Source organism: Rhodococcus sp. I2R (assembly GCF_020889545.1).
GTDB lineage: Bacteria > Actinomycetota > Actinomycetes > Mycobacteriales > Mycobacteriaceae > Rhodococcoides.
In genome coordinates this window covers 39,393-56,695 of the sequence record NZ_JAHUTG010000020.1, presented here as the reverse complement: position 1 = coordinate 56,695, position 17,303 = coordinate 39,393, and the positions used below count along the sequence as shown (strand labels likewise).

Sequence of the window (17,303 nt, the reverse complement as noted above, 5' to 3'; positions counted from 1 at the left end):
GATCTGTCATGACCCGACTGTTCAACGATCCAGCGACGTTCACCGAGGACATGCTCGAGGGATTTCTCGACGCGAACTCGCGCTACGTCTGCGGTGTTCCCGGTGGCGTAGTTCGAGCGAGCACGACGCCGACAGGTAAGGCGACCGTGGTCGTCGGCGGTGGATCCGGCCACTACCCGGCCTTCTGCGGTGTCGTGGGTAAAGGATTCGCCGACGGCGCAGTGGTGGGCAATATCTTCACCTCGCCGTCCGCCGAGGACGCAGCCTCGGTAGCGCGTGCCGTCGACAACGGTGGCGGTGTGTTGTTGACGACCGGTAACTATGCCGGTGACGTCATGAATTTCGGCCTCGCAGTGCAGAAGCTGCGATCGGAGGGCATCGACGCGCGGTATCTCGCTGTCACCGACGACATCGCCAGCGCGCCTGCCGACCAGATCGCCAAGCGGCGTGGCATTGCCGGCGACTTCACCGTGTTCCGGTGCGCGTCGGCAGCCGCCGACGCCGGCTCGAACATCGATGATGTCGAACGGGTCGGGATTGCCGCGAATGATGCCACCCGCACCCTCGGTGTCGCTTTCGATGGGTGCACGATGCCCGGTGCCGCCGATCCGCTGTTCACCGTGCAGACGGGAACCATGGACCTCGGCCTCGGCATTCACGGCGAACCTGGAGTGTCATCACACGAGATGCCCTCCGCGGCCGATCTCGCCGCACTTCTTGTCGACGGGGTTCTTGCAGAGAAACCGATAGGCAGCAGTGATCGCATCGCAGTGATCCTCAACGGACTCGGCCGCACCAAGTACGAGGAGCTGTTCGTCGTGTGGCAGAGCGTGGCGCGGCTGCTTCGCGCGGCCGGACACACGATCGTCGACCCGGAGGTCGGGGAACTGGTCACCAGTCTCGACATGGCTGGTTGTTCGCTCACCGTGATGTGGCTCGACGACGAGCTCGAAAAGTATTGGACGGCACCGGCCGACACCCCGGCGTATCGAAAGGGAATCGTTGCTTCGGACACCGGTGAGCGGCGAGCGGCAGGCGCTGCCGCTGCGGCCGGGGTGGAGACCATGCCCGAGTCCGACGAGCAGTCCCGCGAGTGCGCGCGGCTGGCGACACGATCGCTCGAGGCCCTGGCCGAACGGATGGCGACGGCGGAGGGCGAGCTCGGCCGAATAGATGCCGTGGCAGGAGACGGCGACCACGGCCGCGGCATGGTCAAGGGGACTGCGGCGGCCACACTCGCGGCAGCTGATGCAGCCGCCCGCGGCGGCGGCGTGGGCTCGGTGCTGGTCGCCGCCGGCTCCGCGTGGGCCGCAAGGGCCGGCGGTACCTCCGGTGTGTTGTGGGGCGCAGCACTCACCGCCATCGGAAACGTGCTCGGCAACAACGGAACCCCGGACGACACAACTGTTTCGGAAGCACTTCGAGCGGGGTACGACGCGCTGACGGCACTCGGCGGTGCATCGCTCGGCGACAAGACGATGTTGGACGCGCTCGATCCGTTCGTCGGCGCCGTCGAACGCAGCGTTCGCGACGGCAAAGATTGGCGATCGGCCTGGGTGGAAGCCGTTCCCGTCGCACAGTCAGCCGCCGAAGGAACAGCGTCCATGCGCCCCAAGATCGGTCGAGCCCGTCCACTTGCCGAACGAAGCGTCGGCACCCCCGATGCAGGGGCGATCTCGCTCGCGATGTGCGTCGCCACCGTCTCCGCCGTCATCATCGATCAGGAAGTGTCCTTGTGAACAAGCTGCGCATTGTCGTCGGATGTGACGACGCAGGATTGCAGTACAAGCAAGCCCTGCTGGCCGATCTCGAGCAGGACGAACGAGTCGGGTCGGTGACGGATGTCGGCGTCGGAACCGACGAGCACACTGCGTATCCGCACGTCGCGGTCACGGCCGCCCGCTTGATCGCCGACGGTGACGCCGACCGCGCGCTCCTGGTGTGCGGCACCGGACTGGGTGTGGCGATCAGCGCCAACAAGGTCCCCGGCATTCGCGCCGTCACCGCACACGACAGCTTCTCCGTCGAACGCGCCGTCCTCAGCAACGACGCCCAGGTGCTGTGCATGGGTCAGCGTGTCATCGGCATCGAACTGGCGCGGCGATTGGCGAAGGAGTGGCTCGGATACACCTTCGATCCGCAGTCTGCATCCGCAGCGAAGGTCGCTGTCATAGGCGAGTACGAATCCGGCGTACTCGCCACCGCAGAGGATGCAGTGAAGGCGGCCTGCGACTGACGGTTGTGCTGGTTCAACCGGCTCAGCGGCGTGAGAACTCCGAGGCCCGGCGGATCTGATCGTCCGTCGGGCGCACACCGGTGTAGAGCACGAATTGCTCGGCGGCCTGCAGTGCAATGACCTCGGCCCCCGTGACGACGGGTATGCCGGCGGTGCGAGCAGCGGTGATCAACGGTGTCTCCGACGGCATTGCCACCACATCGAACACAGCGCTCGCCGAGTGGATCTGCTCGTCGGTGTACGGCGAGGCGTCGGCATCCGGGCCGCCGGCCATGCCTACGGGCGTGACGTTGACGAGTAGGTCCGCCGGGAGCGCCTCGCGAGAGAAGCGGTAGCCGTAGGCCTGGGCCAGCGCCGGCCCGGTTTCGGTGTTGCGCGCGATCACCGTTCCGTTCGTGAACCCCGAATCGCGGAGTGCGGCAATGACTGCCTTGGCCATGCCGCCGCTTCCCGTCACAGCCACCGAGAAGTCATGGGAGAAGCCGGAGCTTCGCAACAGGCTCGCGACGGCCTGATAGTCGGTGTTGTACGCGTGCAGTTCGCCGTCTTCGTTGACGATGGTGTTGACCGATTCGATGGCGCTCGCCGACTCGTGCATCACGTCCACGAGGTCGATGACAGCCTCTTTGAACGGCATGGACACCGCGCAGCCACGAACTCCGAGAGCGCGCACACCACCCACCGCAGCAGCCAGATCGGTTGTGGTGAAGGCTTTGTAGATGTAGTTCAGCTCGAGTTCGTCGTAGAGGTAGTTGTGGAAGCGGGTGCCCACATTGCTGGGGCGGCCCGACAGCGACATGCACAGTTGGGTCTCACGGTTGAGGAACTCTCGCGACATCGTCGACACCCTACCCTCAGCACCGCTCGGCGACAGCGGCGAGCGTGTGCTGGTCTGCCTCGGTGATCGGCAACGTGTACTGCGCGGCGACGGACAGATACTTGCCCGCATAGAAGCAATGGTAGGCCGCGTTCGGCGGCAGCCATTGTGCCGGAGTGGCGTCGCTCTTGGACTGGTTCTGCGATCCGTCCACCGCCATCAGATTGAACTCGATGTCGTTGGCGAAGCGGATGCGTTGGTCGAGAGACCAACCGTAGGCGCCCATGTCCCAGGCCGCGGCGAGTGGATAGATGTGGTCGATCTGAATCTTCGATGCGTCCGCTTTGGCGAACTGCACGAGCTCGCCCGTGTACGGATCGGCCAGTACACCGGAAATCACGACGCAGTTTCGGGTGCCCTCGCGGAACTGCACCTCGGTCAGCGACAGCGCCAACACGTTGTCGCGGGTGCCACACCCGTCGTGTCCGCCGGGGCCGTCGTAGTCGTCGGTCCAAGCGGGTCCGAACACGCATCCCTCACCCTGTTTGCAGCCGCGCTCGTAGCCGACGGGGTCGGGCCGGGCGGCAACGATCTGCACCATCGTGAGCAGTTCCTCGATCGAAGCCCGTGTGGGGCTGCCCGGCGCCGGTGGCGCCGGTGCCAGGCCGGGGATGCCGCTGGGTGCGCAGGACCCGAGCGAGGACAAAGCCGACAGTGCCACCGCGACCACGATCAACAGCAGCGCTGTACGCAGTTTCTTCACTCACGCCCCATCGTCGAACCGTTCGTCTCGCCGGGTTACCCCGCCGAGACAGCTTCATCGAGACAGAGTGTGCCGCATGGCACCGACAGGATCACCGCCCCGACCCATGCAACTGCGAAACTCATGCAACGGCGCAACTCATGCAACTTCGATGACCACCTTGCCCAGCACGTGCCCGGTCTCGACGAGTGCCAAGGCTTCGCCGGCCCGCTCGAGCGGGAACAGATGATCTATCCGAGGGTGAATCACACCTGTCGAGGCCGATTCGGCGAGACGGGCGAACGCGGCGGTGGATCTATCGCGTTCGACACCCGATCCGCCGAGAGTCATTGCCGTCACCGGATCCGCCACACTGATGATCTTGGCCCCGGACAGCACCAGCGATGCTGCGTTGCGCAGGGTGTCGCCGCCGACGAGATCGAGAATCCCGTCGACGGTCTCGGTTATCTCTGCAGCAAACCTCTCGCCCGATTCGACGAACCGCGCACCGAGGCTTCTCACCCAATCGCGTTTGCTCTCACTCGCCACGGCGATGGTGTCGACCCCGTCGGCGCGCGCGAGTTGTAGAGCCGCCGAACCCACTCCGCCGCCCGCACCGAGCACGAGCAGCGTGTCCTCCTTCCGCAAGGCGAGAGCGTTCAGTGCGTCGTACGCGGTCCCCGCGGCAACTGGCAAGGTGGCCGCCGTGGCGAATGTGATCGCCTCGGGCTTGTGGGCTGTGTTCGAGGCATTGAGCACCGTGTACTGCGCGTAGGCACCGTGACCCGATGCGGTCGCGCCGAAGACGTGATCGCCCACCGAGAACCCGTCGGCGTGCGGTCCTACCTGAACAACTGTGCCGGCCACCTCCCGGCCGAGAACCGCAGGCAGACTCGTCTGCACCGTGTCCTTTCGGTTGCCCGCCCGAACCTTCCAGTCGGCCGGATTGACCCCGGCCGCGTGCACTGCAACCAGTAGCTGCCCCTGACCGGGGTCGGCGATGGGAATGTCGAGAAAGTACTCGGTTTCAGGTCCGCCGTACTCACTGAATCCATAAGCGATCATCTACATACTGTGTCAAATGTCCGAATGGGCAGTTGGTGCGGTGACCCATTCACGCTGCAAATCGGCGAATTCCCAGCATCGCGGTCGGCAAGTGGAACGCCACACTCGGGTGCGTTCGGCTGTGGTGATTGGATGGACGGATGCTTCACGGTCTCTGGTCTCCAGGCGCTGGACTGAAGCTGTGGGACGACGAGACCCACACCGGTTCCGAGCCGGATCTGCCGTCGGCGCACGCACATGTCCTGGGCCGCACGTTCCGTCATCGAGTGGAGGTCTCCTTTCCTCCCGCCGGCGGTCAGTCCCACTCCGCGAAAATTCCTGCAATCGGGCTCGCACCGGCCGATGCCGCGGACCTGCTGCTCCGTACCCCGGAGGAGCACGCCGGAATCTCCGGAGACCTCCGCTACCTGGCGCATGTCGCCCGCGGAATCGAGCGCTGGGTGCGCGGCGGACGCGTCGTGCCGACGCTCGTGCTGCTCGACGGTCAGTGGTGGCCGAGGTGGCGGCTGGTCGGCGGCGAACGCCAGCGCGCATGGGCGAGCGAGCTGGCGGTGGCGATGCCGGCGGTCCAGCGGGCCGTGGGCAGACCCAAGGCGGTGCTCGACGACATCCTTGCCGAGCTCACCGATCCCATCGTCAGATCCGTTCTGGGGCGACCGAGCGCCGAGCATCCTCTGCTGACGGCACTGGTCCGTGACGATGTATACGTCGAGGGCACACAACAGGCCGCCGGCTTGCTCGACAAGTGGCGCGCGAGTCTCACCGTCGACGAACCCTCACTCGTGCTGCGACTACTGGAACCCGATGACGATGCCGAAGGAACCGAGGACGAGGCGTTGTGGACCCTGCAGGTCTGTCTTCGTGCCGAAGGTGAAGCTCCCGTTCCGGTCCCGATGAACCGCAGGATGGACGCGGCTCTGCTGAGCACGGCTGTGCGGAAGCTCGGCGAGGCGGTGAGTGCTTATCCGCTGCTGCGTGAGCTCCCCAAGCAGGAGGGCACCCTGGATCTGCTGTTGCCGACGTCGGTCGTCATCGACCTCGTCGAACACGGAGCCGCGGCCATGCAGGCGACCGGCACCACGATTCTGCTGCCACGAGCCTGGACGCGGCTCGACCCGTCGATGCGTCTACGCGTCGAGTCACCCCCGGTGACCAAGGCCGCAGCCGACCGTGCCGTCGGAATGGACGAGCTCGTGTCCTACGACTGGCAGCTTCAGCTCGGCGACATGGTGCTGACCGAGGCCGAGATGCATCGGCTCGCGGTGGCGAAGGGAGATTTGGTTCGACTGCGGGGGCAGTGGGTGCTCGCCGACGGTGGCCAGCTGGCGCGGGCCGCGAAATACGTTGCCGAACATCACGGTGACGGGACGCCGCTGGGCGCGTTGATGCGCGAGATGACACTGGCCGACCCGCCGCCCGCGCCGGTGCAGGACATTCGCGCGGGTGGGTGGGCCGCGGCGCTGCTCGAACCGGGCGCGGTGCCGGAGCAGATCGCGTTGCCGGCCGGGGTGAACGCAACTCTGCGCCCCTACCAGCAACGCGGCCTGGACTGGTTGGTCTACATGAGCAGACTCGATCTGGGCGCTGTCCTGGCCGACGATATGGGCCTGGGTAAGACGCTGCAGGTGCTGGCTCTGCTCGCGCACGAGCAGAGCCCGACTCCCACGTTGCTGGTCGCGCCCATGTCGGTGGTGGGCAACTGGCAGCGTGAGGCAGCCAAGTTCACCCCGGCTCTGCGCGTGATGGTGCATCACGGGCCGGCGCGTCTGACCGGCGTCGAGTTCGACGCGGCTGTCCTCGAACACGATCTCGTCGTGACGACGTATGCGCTCATGGCCAAGGATCGTGCGCAACTCGGCGAACAGAGCTGGCGCCGACTGGTACTGGACGAGGCGCAGCACATCAAGAATTCCGGCACCGTCCAGGCCAAGGCGGCGGTCGCCATTCCCGCCGAGCACAAGCTCGCTCTGACCGGTACGCCGGTGGAGAACCGACTCGACGAACTACGCTCGATCCTCGATTTCGCGAACCCCGGAATGTTGGGCAAGCCCGCCGATTTCCGCAAGCGTTTCTCGGTGCCCATCGAGCGCGAGCAGGACGAGGGTGCGGTCTCTCGGCTGCGCGCGATCACCTCACCTTTCGTGTTGCGCCGGGTCAAGACCGACCCGTCCGTCATCTCGGATCTGCCGGAGAAGAACGAGATGACGGTGCGGTCCAATCTGTCCGCCGAGCAGGCTGCGCTGTACAAAGCAGTCGTCGACGACATGCTCGCGCAGATCGCCGACGCGAAAGGCATGAAGCGCAAGGGGGCGGTGCTGTCGGCGCTGACACGGCTCAAACAAGTGTGCAACCATCCGGCGCATTTCCTCTCCGACGGCTCGCCGGTGCTCAAGCGAGGCCAGCACCGCTCCGGCAAAATCGCGCTGGTGGAGGACATGCTGGATTCGATTCTCGGTGAGCACGAGAAAGCGTTGCTGTTCACACAGTTTCGGGAGTTCGGTGAACTCGTTGCACCGTATTTCGCGGAGCGGTTCGGCACCGCTGTCCCGTTCCTGCACGGCGGGGTCAGCAAGACCAAGCGCGACGCCATGGTCGAGTCGTTCCAGAGCGAGGACGGCCCGCCGATCATGATGCTCTCGCTCAAGGCCGGTGGCACCGGCCTGAACCTGACAGCAGCCAATCACGTTGTGCATCTGGATCGCTGGTGGAACCCCGCCGTCGAGAATCAGGCGACGGACCGCGCTTTTCGTATCGGTCAGCGCAAGAACGTTCAGGTTCAGAAGTTGCTGTGCGTCGGAACGGTCGAGGAGCGCATCGACTCGATGCTGGTGTCCAAGCAGGACTTGGCCGATCTTGCGGTCGGTACCGGGGAGAACTGGGTGACGGAGATGAACACCGCGGAGCTTCGTGAGCTGTTTCGTCTCGGCGAGGATGCGGTGGGTGAGTGATGGCCGATTTCAGTCAGTACGGGAAGCGTCGAAAGGCCAAGGGGGGCATTGAGTCCCGAAACAAGCGCGGCGCGTTCGGGCAGACCTGGTGGGGACGGCACTTCGTCACCGCCATGGAGGATCTGGCCGATCCGGGGCGGATTGCACGCGGTCGGACGTACGCGCGTCAGGGGCAGGTCCTCAATCTCGGTGTCGAACGCGGTCAGTTCTACGGCGAGGTGCAGGGTAGCCAGCTCGAGCCGTTCTCGGCCTCCGTCACCGTCGAACCGCTCACGCAGGGCGAGGTTGCGGCATTGGTGGGCCGAGTGAAATCCAATCCGGGCATGCTCGCGGAACTGGCCTCCAATGCGATTCCGCAGGCGTTGGCGTCGACGCTGTTGCCGCACGATCGGGGGCAACTCGATTTCGACTGTTCCTGCCCCGACGACGGGTGGCCGTGCAAGCACGCTGCTGCGCTGATGTACATCGCGGCCGAGCACATCGACTCCTCGGCGGCGACCATCCTCACTCTGCGCGGGGTGGACCTCGATGAACTCATCGAAGGTGTCGGAGACGCGGAGGTGGAGTTCGATCGCGACGACTGGTTCGGCGATGCCACGCGGCTGCCCGCGCTGCCTATGGTCGACTTCTCGCCGGCGATGGACGACCTCGACCCGCTGCTTCTGCGGCGGGTGCTTCGCGCGGGCGGCGCTGAGGAGAACGAGGTCAGCCGGGCTGTCGCCGATCTGAAAGCGTTCTACACCCGCCTGTAGGCGCCTTCGGCGCATGTGAGTGGAAGTACATAGCCCGCTATGTACTTCCACTCACGTAGAGAATGGACATACGTGGACATCCAACTATAGGATGAGCACACTTAATTTCTCGTATCTGAACAGGACGGATCTCATGCGCGAACTCACGCATTTCATCGGCGGCAAGCACGTCTCCGGCGAGTCGGGCAACTTCGGCGACGTCTTCGACCCCAACACCGGCGAGGTTCAGGCCAAGGTGCCTCTCGCCAGTGATGCCGAGGTCGAGGCGGCCATCGCCGACGCCGCACAGGCGCAGGTCGAATGGGCGAGCTGGAATCCGCAGCGACGCGCCCGCGTCCTGATGAAGTTCCTGGCGCTGATCAATCGCGATATGGACGAGTTGGCTCGGCTGCTCTCGAGTGAGCACGGCAAGACCATCGCCGACGCCAAGGGTGATGTGCAGCGAGGACTCGAGGTCGTCGAGTTCGCCACCGGCATTCCGCACCTGCTCAAGGGCGAGTACACCGAGGGCGCAGGCGGCGGAATCGATGTCTACTCGATGCGTCAGCCGCTCGGCGTCGTCGCCGGCATCACCCCGTTCAACTTCCCGGCAATGATCCCGCTGTGGAAGGCCGGACCCGCGATCGCCTGCGGCAACGCCTTCATTCTCAAGCCGTCCGAGCGTGACCCGTCCGTACCGCTCAAGCTGGCCGAACTCTTCCTCGAAGCAGGCCTTCCGCCAGGGGTGTTCAACGTCGTCAACGGCGGCAAGAACGCCGTCGACGTGCTGCTCAACGACGATCGCGTCAAGGCCGTCGGCTTTGTCGGATCCACCCCCATCGCGCAGTACATCTATGAGACGGCAGCCAAGAACGGTAAGCGCGCACAGTGCTTCGGCGGCGCCAAGAACCACGCCCTCGTCATGCCCGATGCCGACCTCGACCAGGTCGCCGACGCGCTGCTCGGTGCCGCGTACGGATCCGCAGGCGAGCGTTGCATGGCCATCTCGGTTGCCGTTCCCGTCGGCGAGGAGACCGCAGACGCCCTGGTCGCCAAGCTGACCGAGCGTGTCGCGAAGCTGAAGATCGGCCGCTCCGACGACGAGGACGCAGACTTCGGTCCGCTTGTCGGCAGCGACGCGTTGAAGCGGGTCAACGACTACACCCAGATCGGTGTGGACGAGGGCGCCGAGCTCGTCGTCGACGGCCGTGGCTTCAGTCTCGAAGGCCACGAGAACGGATTCTTCGCCGGTGCAACGCTGTTCGACAAAGTGACGACCGACATGCGGATCTACAAGGAAGAAATCTTCGGACCGGTCCTGATCGTCGTGCGGGCGAAGGACTACGAGGACGCGCTGCGTTTGCCGTCCGAGCACGAGTACGGCAACGGCGTCTCGATCTTCACCCGAGACGGTGACACCGCTCGTGACTTCTGCTCGCGGGTCCAGGTCGGCATGGTCGGGGTCAACGTTCCGATCCCCGTGCCGATCGCGTACCACACGTTCGGCGGCTGGAAGAAGTCCGGATTCGGCGATCTGAACCAGCACGGACCGGACTCGGTGCGGTTCTACACCAAGACCAAGACCGTCACTCAACGCTGGCCGTCCGGCAAGAAAGAGGCTGCTGCAAACCACTTCGTCATCCCGAACATGGACTGACGCATGTTCACACTCACGGAGGACGAGCGGGCGATCAACGAGACGGTCAGGGACTTCGCCGACGAGTTCCTCGCCCCGAACGCTGTCGAATGGGACCAGAGCAAACACTTCCCGGTGGACGTGCTGCGCAAAGCCGCCGGCTTGGGAATGGGCGGAATCTACATCGGCGAGGACGTCGGTGGTTCCGGGCTGACCAGGCTCGACGCGGCCCGGATCTTCGAGCAACTCGCCACGGGTGACCCGTCCATCGCTGCGTACATCTCCATCCACAATATGGTCGCGTGGATGATCGACACCTACGGCAACGAGGAGCAGCGTCGCCGCTGGGTGCCGGGCCTGTGCTCGATGGACCAGTTGGGCAGCTACTGCCTGACCGAGCCCGGCGCCGGTTCGGATGCGGCGGCATTGAGTACCAAGGCTGTGCGCGACGGCGACGACTACATCCTCAACGGCGTCAAGCAGTTCATCTCGGGCGCGGGAACATCGGATGTCTACGTCGTGATGGTGCGGACCGGTGACGCCGGACCGAAGGGGATTTCGGCGATCATCGTCCCGAAGGAGTCGGAGGGTCTGTCCTTCGGCGCCAACGAGAAGAAGATGGGATGGAACGCCCAGCCGACGAGGCAGGTTGTCTTCGAGGATGTTCGGGTGCCGGTGGCGAACCTGCTGGGCAACGAGGGGGACGGCTTCCGGATCGCGATGAACGGCCTCAACGGTGGCCGGCTCAACATCGCGGCATGTTCGATCGGGGGCGCGCAGAGTGCACTCGACAAGGCTGTTGCGTATCTGCTCGAACGCCGGGCATTCGGTGCCCGGTTGCTCGACGCGCAAGCGTTGCAGTTTCGTCTCGCTGACATGAAGACCGAGCTCGAAGCCGCGCGCACGATGCTACTGCGCGCTGCCGACGCGTTGCAGAACGACGCTCCCGACAAAGTCGAACTGTGTGCAATGGCAAAGAGATTCGCCACCGATACCGGTTTCGAGGTCGCGAACGACGCACTGCAGTTGCTCGGCGGCTACGGTTACCTCGCGGAGTACGGTGTGGAGAAGATCGTTCGCGATCTGCGTGTGCACCAAATCCTCGAAGGAAGCAACGAGATCATGCGAGTCGTCGTGGCTCGCTCGATTGTGGGAGCAGCATGACAGAGCCTCAGGTTATGTTCGACGAGCGTGGTGGTGTCGGCCGTATCACGCTGAACCGCCCGAAAGCCATCAATGCGCTGAACCATGCGATGGTGCGTGAGATTGCGCCGCAGCTCGACGCGTGGGCCGCGGACGAGAGCATCGACACGGTGCTGTTGGTGGGAGCCGGCGAGCGCGGTCTCTGCGCGGGCGGCGACATCGTGTCGATCTATCACGACGCGAAGGATGGCGGGACCGGGACGAAGGACTTCTGGCGTGAGGAGTACATCCTCAATGCGGCGATCGCTCGGTTCTCCAAGCCGTATGTCGCGATCATGGACGGCGTCGTCATGGGTGGTGGCGTCGGATTGTCTGCGCATGCGAACACTCGCATCGTCACCGAACGCTCCAAGATCGCGATGCCCGAGGTCGGGATCGGTTTCATCCCCGACGTCGGTGGCACGTACCTGCTCGCCCGTGCGCCGGGTGAACTCGGCACGCATCTCGCTCTGACGACGGCGCGTATGGACGCAGCCGACGCCATCGCGGCCGGCTTCGCAGATCACTTCATGCCCTCGGAGAACTTGGAGAAGTTCTACCAGGCGCTGGAGTCCGGTTCGGTCTCGGATGCATTGTCCGAGTTCACCGAGCCTGCACCGGAATCGACGCTGGCCGGTGCTCGCGCATGGATCGACGAGGCCTACAGTGCCGACACCGTCGAGGAGATCCTCGATCGTCTTCGTCGCAGCGCCGCGCCCGAGGCACAGAAGGCAGCCGGCGACATCGAGTCGAAGTCGCCCGTCGCCCTCAAAGTGACGTTGAAGTCGCTGCGCAGTGCCGCCCAGGCATCCTCGCTCGAGCAGGTGTTGAACGAGGAGTACCGGGTTTCTCTCGCGAGTCTGAGCTCACACGATCTCGTCGAAGGGATTCGCGCGCAGGTCGTGGAGAAGGACCGAAACCCCGCGTGGTCACCGGCGACTCTCGCAGACGTGACACAGGACGATGTCGATCGGTACTTCGAGCCCCTGGGCGACGCCGAACTGAAACTGGAGACAGCATGAGTGAGAAGACAATTGGGTTCATCGGTCTCGGCCATATGGGCGGACCGATGGCGGCGAACCTCGTCGCAGCCGGGTACACCGTGCAGGGTTTCGACCTGGTGCCGGCCGCGCTCGAGCAGGCGAAGTCCGACGGGGTCACCGTCGTCGACTCGGCGCTCGCGGCCGTGCAGGATGCTTCCATCGTGGTCACGATGCTTCCCAACGGGCGTCTCGTCCTCGACCTGTATGCGGATCTGCTGCCCGCTGCGGCGCCCGGCACGTTGTTCGTCGATTCCTCGACAATCGATGTCGCCGATGCGCACGCCGCGCACAAGATGGTTCAGGCGGCCGGTCACCGCGGGCTCGACGCACCTGTCTCGGGTGGCGTCGGGGGAGCGGCGGCCGGAACACTGACGTTCATGGTCGGTGGATCGGAGGACGATTTCGCCTCCGCTGCTGAGATTCTCGATGTCATGGGCCGAAAGGTCGTGCACTGCGGCGCAGCAGGGAACGGTCAGGCGGCGAAGATCTGCAACAACATGATTCTCGGTGTCTCGATGATCGCGATCAGCGAGGCCTTCGTTCTCGGCGAGAAGTTGGGTCTGAGCAACCAGGCGTTGTTCGACGTTGCCTCGACCGCTTCGGGCCAGTGCTGGGCCCTGACGACCAACTGTCCGGTACCCGGTCCCGTTCCCACCAGTCCCGCCAACAATGACTACAAGCCCGGTTTCGCGGCGGCGTTGATGGACAAGGATCTGTCACTCGCGGCGAACGCGCTGCGAGACAACGGAGTCGACGGTGTGCTCGGTCTGCAGGCCGCCGAGTTGTACGCGCGGTTCAAGGGTGAATCGGGTGGCGGCACCGACGTCGATTTCTCCGGCATCATCAACGATATCCGCGCACGATCGACAGGACCCAATTCATGAGCGAGTACGAGACCATCCTGGTCGAACGCCGGGGACGCGTAGGAATCATCACGCTCAACCGTCCGAAAGCACTCAACGCGTTGAACTCGCAGTTGATGCGTGAAGTCGTCTCCGTCGTCGACGATTTCGATCGTGACGAGGGCATCGGGGCGATCCTCGTCACCGGTTCGGAAAAGGCATTCGCGGCCGGTGCGGACATCAAGGAGATGCAGCCGAAGTCGTACATGGACGTCTATCTCGACGATTTCTTCACTGCGTGGGATCGGCTGTCTGCGGCGCGCACTCCGCTGGTGGCCGCGGTTTCCGGTTACGCCCTCGGCGGCGGATGCGAGTTGGCGATGCTGTGCGACGTGCTCATCGCGGCTGACACCGCGGTGTTCGGTCAACCCGAGATCAAGCTGGGTGTCATCCCGGGTATCGGTGGTTCGCAGCGCCTCACTCGTGCGGTGGGCAAGGCCAAGGCCATGGAGATGTGCCTGACGGGTCGCAACATGAAGGTCGAGGAGGCCGAGCGTGCGGGCCTGGTGTCGCGAATCGTTCCGGCTGCGGATCTACTCGACGACGCCATCGCCACCGCCACCACCATTGCCGAGATGTCGCTGCCGATCGCGATGATGGCCAAGGAAGCGGTGAACCGTTCCTACGAGAGCACTCTCGCCGAGGGTGTTCGGTTCGAGCGTCGGTTGTTCCACTCGACATTCGCGACGGAGGACCAGAAGGAAGGGATGGCGGCGTTCGTCGACAAGCGTCAACCGACGTTCGTCAACCGCTGACCGCTCGACAGTAGGGCCGCCCCGCGCGCGGACACGAGCTCGGGGCGGTGCGGAATCACGATGCGAGGGCCGAGTTTCGACTCGAAGGCCACCGCGATCGATGCGATGTTCGCGCCGCCCCCGAGCAGCACGATCGATGCCGGTTCGATACCGGACAGTTCGATGGTTTGCTCGACGATCATCCTCGCGTACCGAACCGGCCCGGCGGTGATGTCGTCGAAATCTCTGCGCGTGAACACGTGATTGCCACGGCCGTCCAGGTCGCGAGCATTGACGACCCCGCCCTCGCTCAATCTCTCCTTGATCGACCGCGCCGTATCGACATCGGTGCGAACACCGTGGACGGCGAGGTGGCGTCGGACCAGTTGGTCGAGGTCGTCTCCGCCGAAGGACGTGGCCCGCTGCGAGGTGACCATGGCTCCCCTCGCCAGATCGACGACGGATACGCTCATCCCGGTGCTGCCCAGATCGCACAGCACTGTGGCCCCGTGTGCGGGAACGGTTCCGGTGAAACGAAGGTAGCGGAGCTGAGCTATGGTATCGGGCACCAACTGGGCCGAACCCACATCTTCACGCGCATCGAACTCGTCGCCCGAGCGGTAGGCGATCGCCGAATGCTCGACGTGCACATCGAGTGTGGACGCAACTGCATGAAGAGCTGAAATAGCGTCGACGACGGTCGATGGCAGCGATCGGTCTCGTCGGCGACGAACCGTCCGGGTCGCAAGCGGCGCGCGGTGCGGACTGTCCAGGTGAGTCAGAATTGCTCGCGCACCGTGTGCACCCGCCCCGACACCCACTACCAACATCGAGCTACTCCCACCTGGCGCGACCCCCCGCCGCGTTCCGGATTCATTTCATCACGGATCGACGCCGGTCGGCGCGTCTCACCAGGTAGGCGCCGTGCCGGTGTCGTCGAAATCACCGGCTGCCCTCCTGAGTTCGGCAAGGATTCGAACCAGCGAGGTGAGCTTGTCGTCGCTGAGGCCCGGCTTCGCGAACACCTGATCGTTGAGCCTTTCCGTGGCATCGACCGCCAGCTTGCGACCGGATTCGGTGATCTCCACCAGCGTCGTCCGACGGTCGCTCGGATGCGGCGTCCTGCGAACGTATCCTGCTGTCTCGAGCCGGTCCACCGCATTGGTGACACTGGTGGGATGAACCTGTAAGCGTGCGCTGGCCTTCGCCATCGGCAGGGCGCCGTTCTTGGTGAAGGTGAGCAAGGTCAGCAACTCGTATCGCGAGAACGTCAACCCGGTGGGTTTGAGAACTTCCTCCACACGGGCGAGCATGATCTGCTGAGCACGCATCAGCGAGGTGACTGCAGCCATGCCGTCGGCGACATTTCCCCACCCGTGCTTGGTCCACTGACGATGAGCCTCTGCGATGGGGTCGAGTGGAAGGCGCGACGAAGCAGACATGCTGTCCATCCTCCCACGACGATGGCCTGTGAGACGCTTCCGATGGCTCGGGTCAGCGCGCGGCGGAAGGCTTGCGCGCGACGCTGACGGCGAACTTGGCATCGCCGTGCCACGGCCTCAGATCCCACGTCGAAAAGCGGTGCTCCAATTCGAGCCCGACCGCGGCCAGATCCTCGTCGAACTGGCCCACGGTGTACCCCCGGTCGGTGGCGAACCCGGCGACGAACACCCCGCCAGGAACGAGATGAGCGGCGAAGTTCGACAGCGCCGCGCGCTCGGTCCCCGGCGTCATGAACACCATGACATTGCCGGCAGTGACGACGGCATCGAACTGAACGCCCAGGTCGAGCTCGGTCAGATCGGCCTGGTGGACGGTGAGGTCGGTGTGCGCTCGGGCGGCTTCGACGAACACCGGATCGAGGTCGACGGCGGTAACCCGATGGCCCCGACGCGCCAACTCGGCGCCGAGTCGTGCGGTGCCGCAACCGGCATCGAGCACCGAACTCTTTCGCGCCAGCAGCGCATCGAGCATCCGCGCTTCTCCGTGCAGATCCGCGCCGCGCTTTTCGAGCTCCGCGAACCGTTCCACGTACTGCCGGGATTGGGCCTCGGTGTTTTCGCTCTGCCAGCGTGTGGGGGCCATGCATCGAGCTTATCGGTGCTCCCCGGAACGCCGCTGCTCCCCGAACCGCCTGTCCACCTCGTCGCCGTCGAGCCCGAACTCTTCGAGGGTGTACTTGTGCGAGGGACGTCTGGCACCTGTTCGACTCTCGGCGTCGATCGCGTCCATCGCGAGACGCGCGTCCTCGCTCATGCCCAGTCCGAAATGCCGATACACCTGTTCCACCGTGCCGAGCGGGTCGGCGACGAACTCGTGATAGTCGACGTCGAAGAACTGTGCGGGGTTCGCTTCGGCCCTCGCGGCGGCGAAGGTGTGCAACCCGCGTTCCCAGAGGTCGAGCTGTGTTCGCCCGATCACGCTACCGGTGAACTTGGTGCTCCAGCCCGCGGTTGCGTGCTCGGCCAAGCTGCAGGTAGATGGCATGATCGTGCGGGCCTCCCGGTGTGTCTGGATTACCAGGGCGTCGGGATAGACCGTCAAAAGGTCCTCCAGCGCGAACAGGTGGCTCGGATTCTTCAGCACCCACCGCCGCTCCGAGTCGTGCAATCCGATCAGCTGCAGGTTCCGGCGGTGACGTGCGTAGGCATTAGTGCCAACTTTGCTCGGCCAGCCACGAGGAGTACGTCGGCAGGTACGCCAGGCACTCGTAGGCGACCGATTGCACCGATTGGCGCAGCAGCTGCCAGCATTCTTCGACCTCGCCGGCAGACATGTAGTGCACCCCCATGAACTCGGGATGTTCTGTGTGGTGTTGCGCGAAGCCCTGCTCGATGTGTGCGAACACCGGATTGGTGGCCCACGTTTCCCGAGGAGGTCGAGGCTGTGGCACCTCGGTGAGCCACATCTCGAGTCCCTGATGAGCGGGGTCGGCCGTCAGCAGCCGATGCAGCGCAGTGGTACCTGTTCGGGGGAGCCCGGTGACGAAGATCGGGCGCTCGATCGAGACCTCGGCATGCTCGGGGTACTGCTTCCACGCCGATTCGCTCAACAGGCGGGCGACCAACGCCCCGCGTAGAAAGAAGCGACTCATCTTCGACCCGAGCGGAGTGAGCTCGGCATCTCGCCGGTACGACTCGAGCAGCACTTCCAGCGCCTCGCTGTAGTCGTCGGTTCCGAAGTCGGTGAGGCCGCTGGCCCTGCTCGCCGAGGCGTGCAGGTCCTCTGCGGTGCCGACATCCGTGCGTTCGGTACTGGTCACATCGA

At 64.8% G+C, this 17,303-nt stretch carries 15 protein-coding genes and 1 pseudogene; 9 read left to right on the top strand and 7 right to left on the bottom strand.

The features are described from left to right. Positions 1-8 precede the first annotated feature (8 nt). Positions 9-1,739: a dihydroxyacetone kinase family protein gene (locus KVY23_RS18970; protein ID WP_230557802.1), complete on the top strand. Its 1,731-nt coding sequence runs from the start codon at positions 9-11 to the stop codon at positions 1,737-1,739. Then, positions 1,736-2,236: a ribose-5-phosphate isomerase gene (locus KVY23_RS18965; RefSeq protein WP_230557801.1), complete on the top strand. Its 501-nt coding sequence runs from the start codon at positions 1,736-1,738 to the stop codon at positions 2,234-2,236. The genes KVY23_RS18970 and KVY23_RS18965 overlap by 4 nt, the downstream gene beginning before the upstream one ends. Before the next feature lie 22 nt (positions 2,237-2,258). Here the strand turns inward: KVY23_RS18965 and KVY23_RS18960 are convergent, their stop codons facing one another. From KVY23_RS18960 to KVY23_RS18950, 3 genes are all read right to left on the bottom strand, one after another. Further along, on the bottom strand, positions 2,259-3,074 hold the full coding sequence (locus tag KVY23_RS18960) for a shikimate 5-dehydrogenase (protein WP_230557800.1): 816 nt from the start codon (positions 3,072-3,074) through the stop codon (positions 2,259-2,261). Between the two features lie 16 nt (positions 3,075-3,090). After that, positions 3,091-3,795 (bottom strand): HNH endonuclease family protein, encoded by a 705-nt coding sequence (locus KVY23_RS18955; protein WP_230557828.1) that lies wholly within the window; start codon positions 3,793-3,795, stop codon positions 3,091-3,093. Positions 3,796-3,954: 159 nt separating this feature from the next. Next, positions 3,955-4,860, bottom strand: a complete 906-nt coding sequence (locus KVY23_RS18950; RefSeq protein WP_230557799.1) for an NADP-dependent oxidoreductase — start codon at positions 4,858-4,860, stop codon at positions 3,955-3,957. Positions 4,861-5,000: 140 nt separating this feature from the next. On the opposite strand from KVY23_RS18950, the gene KVY23_RS18945 reads away from it, so the two are divergent. The 7 genes from KVY23_RS18945 (at position 5,001) to KVY23_RS18915 (ending at position 14,057) form a co-directional block, all read left to right on the top strand. After that, a complete protein-coding gene (locus tag KVY23_RS18945) occupies positions 5,001-7,808 on the top strand; it encodes a DEAD/DEAH box helicase (protein ID WP_230557798.1) in 2,808 nt (935 codons plus the stop codon). After that, positions 7,808-8,560 (top strand): SWIM zinc finger family protein, encoded by a 753-nt coding sequence (locus KVY23_RS18940; RefSeq protein WP_230557797.1) that lies wholly within the window; start codon positions 7,808-7,810, stop codon positions 8,558-8,560. Before KVY23_RS18945 ends, KVY23_RS18940 begins: the two co-directional genes overlap by 1 nt. A gap of 91 nt (positions 8,561-8,651) precedes the next feature. Beyond that, a complete protein-coding gene (locus KVY23_RS18935) occupies positions 8,652-10,196 on the top strand; it encodes a CoA-acylating methylmalonate-semialdehyde dehydrogenase (RefSeq protein ID WP_269418614.1) in 1,545 nt (514 codons plus the stop codon). A 3-nt stretch (positions 10,197-10,199) separates the two neighbouring features. Next, the gene (locus KVY23_RS18930) at positions 10,200-11,339 is read left to right on the top strand and encodes an isobutyryl-CoA dehydrogenase (RefSeq protein WP_230557796.1); all 1,140 of its coding nucleotides are present in this window, start codon (positions 10,200-10,202) and stop codon (positions 11,337-11,339) included. After that, positions 11,336-12,379, top strand: a complete 1,044-nt coding sequence (locus tag KVY23_RS18925; RefSeq protein WP_230557795.1) for an enoyl-CoA hydratase/isomerase family protein — start codon at positions 11,336-11,338, stop codon at positions 12,377-12,379. The genes KVY23_RS18930 and KVY23_RS18925 overlap by 4 nt, the downstream gene beginning before the upstream one ends. Continuing rightward, the gene (gene mmsB / locus KVY23_RS18920) at positions 12,376-13,284 is read left to right on the top strand and encodes a 3-hydroxyisobutyrate dehydrogenase (protein WP_230557794.1); all 909 of its coding nucleotides are present in this window, start codon (positions 12,376-12,378) and stop codon (positions 13,282-13,284) included. Before KVY23_RS18925 ends, mmsB begins: the two co-directional genes overlap by 4 nt. Next, complete coding sequence (locus KVY23_RS18915; protein ID WP_075837477.1) at positions 13,281-14,057, top strand: enoyl-CoA hydratase; 777 nt, start codon at positions 13,281-13,283, stop codon at positions 14,055-14,057. The genes mmsB and KVY23_RS18915 overlap by 4 nt, the downstream gene beginning before the upstream one ends. Here the strand turns inward: KVY23_RS18915 and KVY23_RS18910 are convergent. The 4 genes and pseudogenes from KVY23_RS18910 to KVY23_RS18895 all read right to left on the bottom strand — a co-directional run bounded on the left by KVY23_RS18910 (position 14,033) and on the right by KVY23_RS18895 (position 17,298). Beyond that, positions 14,033-14,866, bottom strand: coding sequence for a hypothetical protein (locus KVY23_RS18910; RefSeq protein ID WP_230557793.1), 834 nt, complete (start codon positions 14,864-14,866; stop codon positions 14,033-14,035). The two genes, KVY23_RS18915 and KVY23_RS18910, sit on opposite strands and share 25 nt — an antisense overlap. A gap of 78 nt (positions 14,867-14,944) precedes the next feature. Further along, entirely contained in the window at positions 14,945-15,478 is a 534-nt protein-coding gene (locus KVY23_RS18905; protein ID WP_075837635.1) for a MarR family winged helix-turn-helix transcriptional regulator, read from the bottom strand. A 52-nt stretch (positions 15,479-15,530) separates the two neighbouring features. Next, complete coding sequence (locus KVY23_RS18900; RefSeq protein WP_230557792.1) at positions 15,531-16,121, bottom strand: bifunctional 2-polyprenyl-6-hydroxyphenol methylase/3-demethylubiquinol 3-O-methyltransferase UbiG; 591 nt, start codon at positions 16,119-16,121, stop codon at positions 15,531-15,533. Between the two features lie 9 nt (positions 16,122-16,130). Then, positions 16,131-17,298: pseudogene (locus KVY23_RS18895) on the bottom strand (sulfotransferase). Between the last annotated feature and the right edge of the window lie 5 nt (positions 17,299-17,303).

Excerpts from the sequence above, each read along its gene's own strand:
- KVY23_RS18930 (WP_230557796.1), top strand. The coding sequence starts at position 10,200 with ATGTTCACACTCACGGAGGACGAGCGGGCGATCAACGAGACGGTCAGG.
- KVY23_RS18950 (WP_230557799.1), bottom strand. The coding sequence starts at position 4,860 with ATGATCGCTTATGGATTCAGTGAGTACGGCGGACCTGAAACCGAGTAC.
- mmsB (WP_230557794.1), top strand. The coding sequence starts at position 12,376 with ATGAGTGAGAAGACAATTGGGTTCATCGGTCTCGGCCATATGGGCGGA.
- KVY23_RS18960 (WP_230557800.1), bottom strand. The coding sequence starts at position 3,074 with ATGTCGCGAGAGTTCCTCAACCGTGAGACCCAACTGTGCATGTCGCTG.
- KVY23_RS18945 (WP_230557798.1), top strand. The coding sequence starts at position 5,001 with ATGCTTCACGGTCTCTGGTCTCCAGGCGCTGGACTGAAGCTGTGGGAC.
- KVY23_RS18935 (WP_269418614.1), top strand. The coding sequence starts at position 8,652 with ATGAGCACACTTAATTTCTCGTATCTGAACAGGACGGATCTCATGCGC.
- KVY23_RS18925 (WP_230557795.1), top strand. The coding sequence starts at position 11,336 with ATGACAGAGCCTCAGGTTATGTTCGACGAGCGTGGTGGTGTCGGCCGT.
- KVY23_RS18900 (WP_230557792.1), bottom strand. The coding sequence starts at position 16,121 with ATGGCCCCCACACGCTGGCAGAGCGAAAACACCGAGGCCCAATCCCGG.
- KVY23_RS18940 (WP_230557797.1), top strand. The coding sequence starts at position 7,808 with ATGGCCGATTTCAGTCAGTACGGGAAGCGTCGAAAGGCCAAGGGGGGC.
- KVY23_RS18915 (WP_075837477.1), top strand. The coding sequence starts at position 13,281 with ATGAGCGAGTACGAGACCATCCTGGTCGAACGCCGGGGACGCGTAGGA.
- KVY23_RS18970 (WP_230557802.1), top strand. The coding sequence starts at position 9 with ATGACCCGACTGTTCAACGATCCAGCGACGTTCACCGAGGACATGCTC.
- KVY23_RS18910 (WP_230557793.1), bottom strand. The coding sequence starts at position 14,866 with ATGTTGGTAGTGGGTGTCGGGGCGGGTGCACACGGTGCGCGAGCAATT.
- KVY23_RS18905 (WP_075837635.1), bottom strand. The coding sequence starts at position 15,478 with ATGTCTGCTTCGTCGCGCCTTCCACTCGACCCCATCGCAGAGGCTCAT.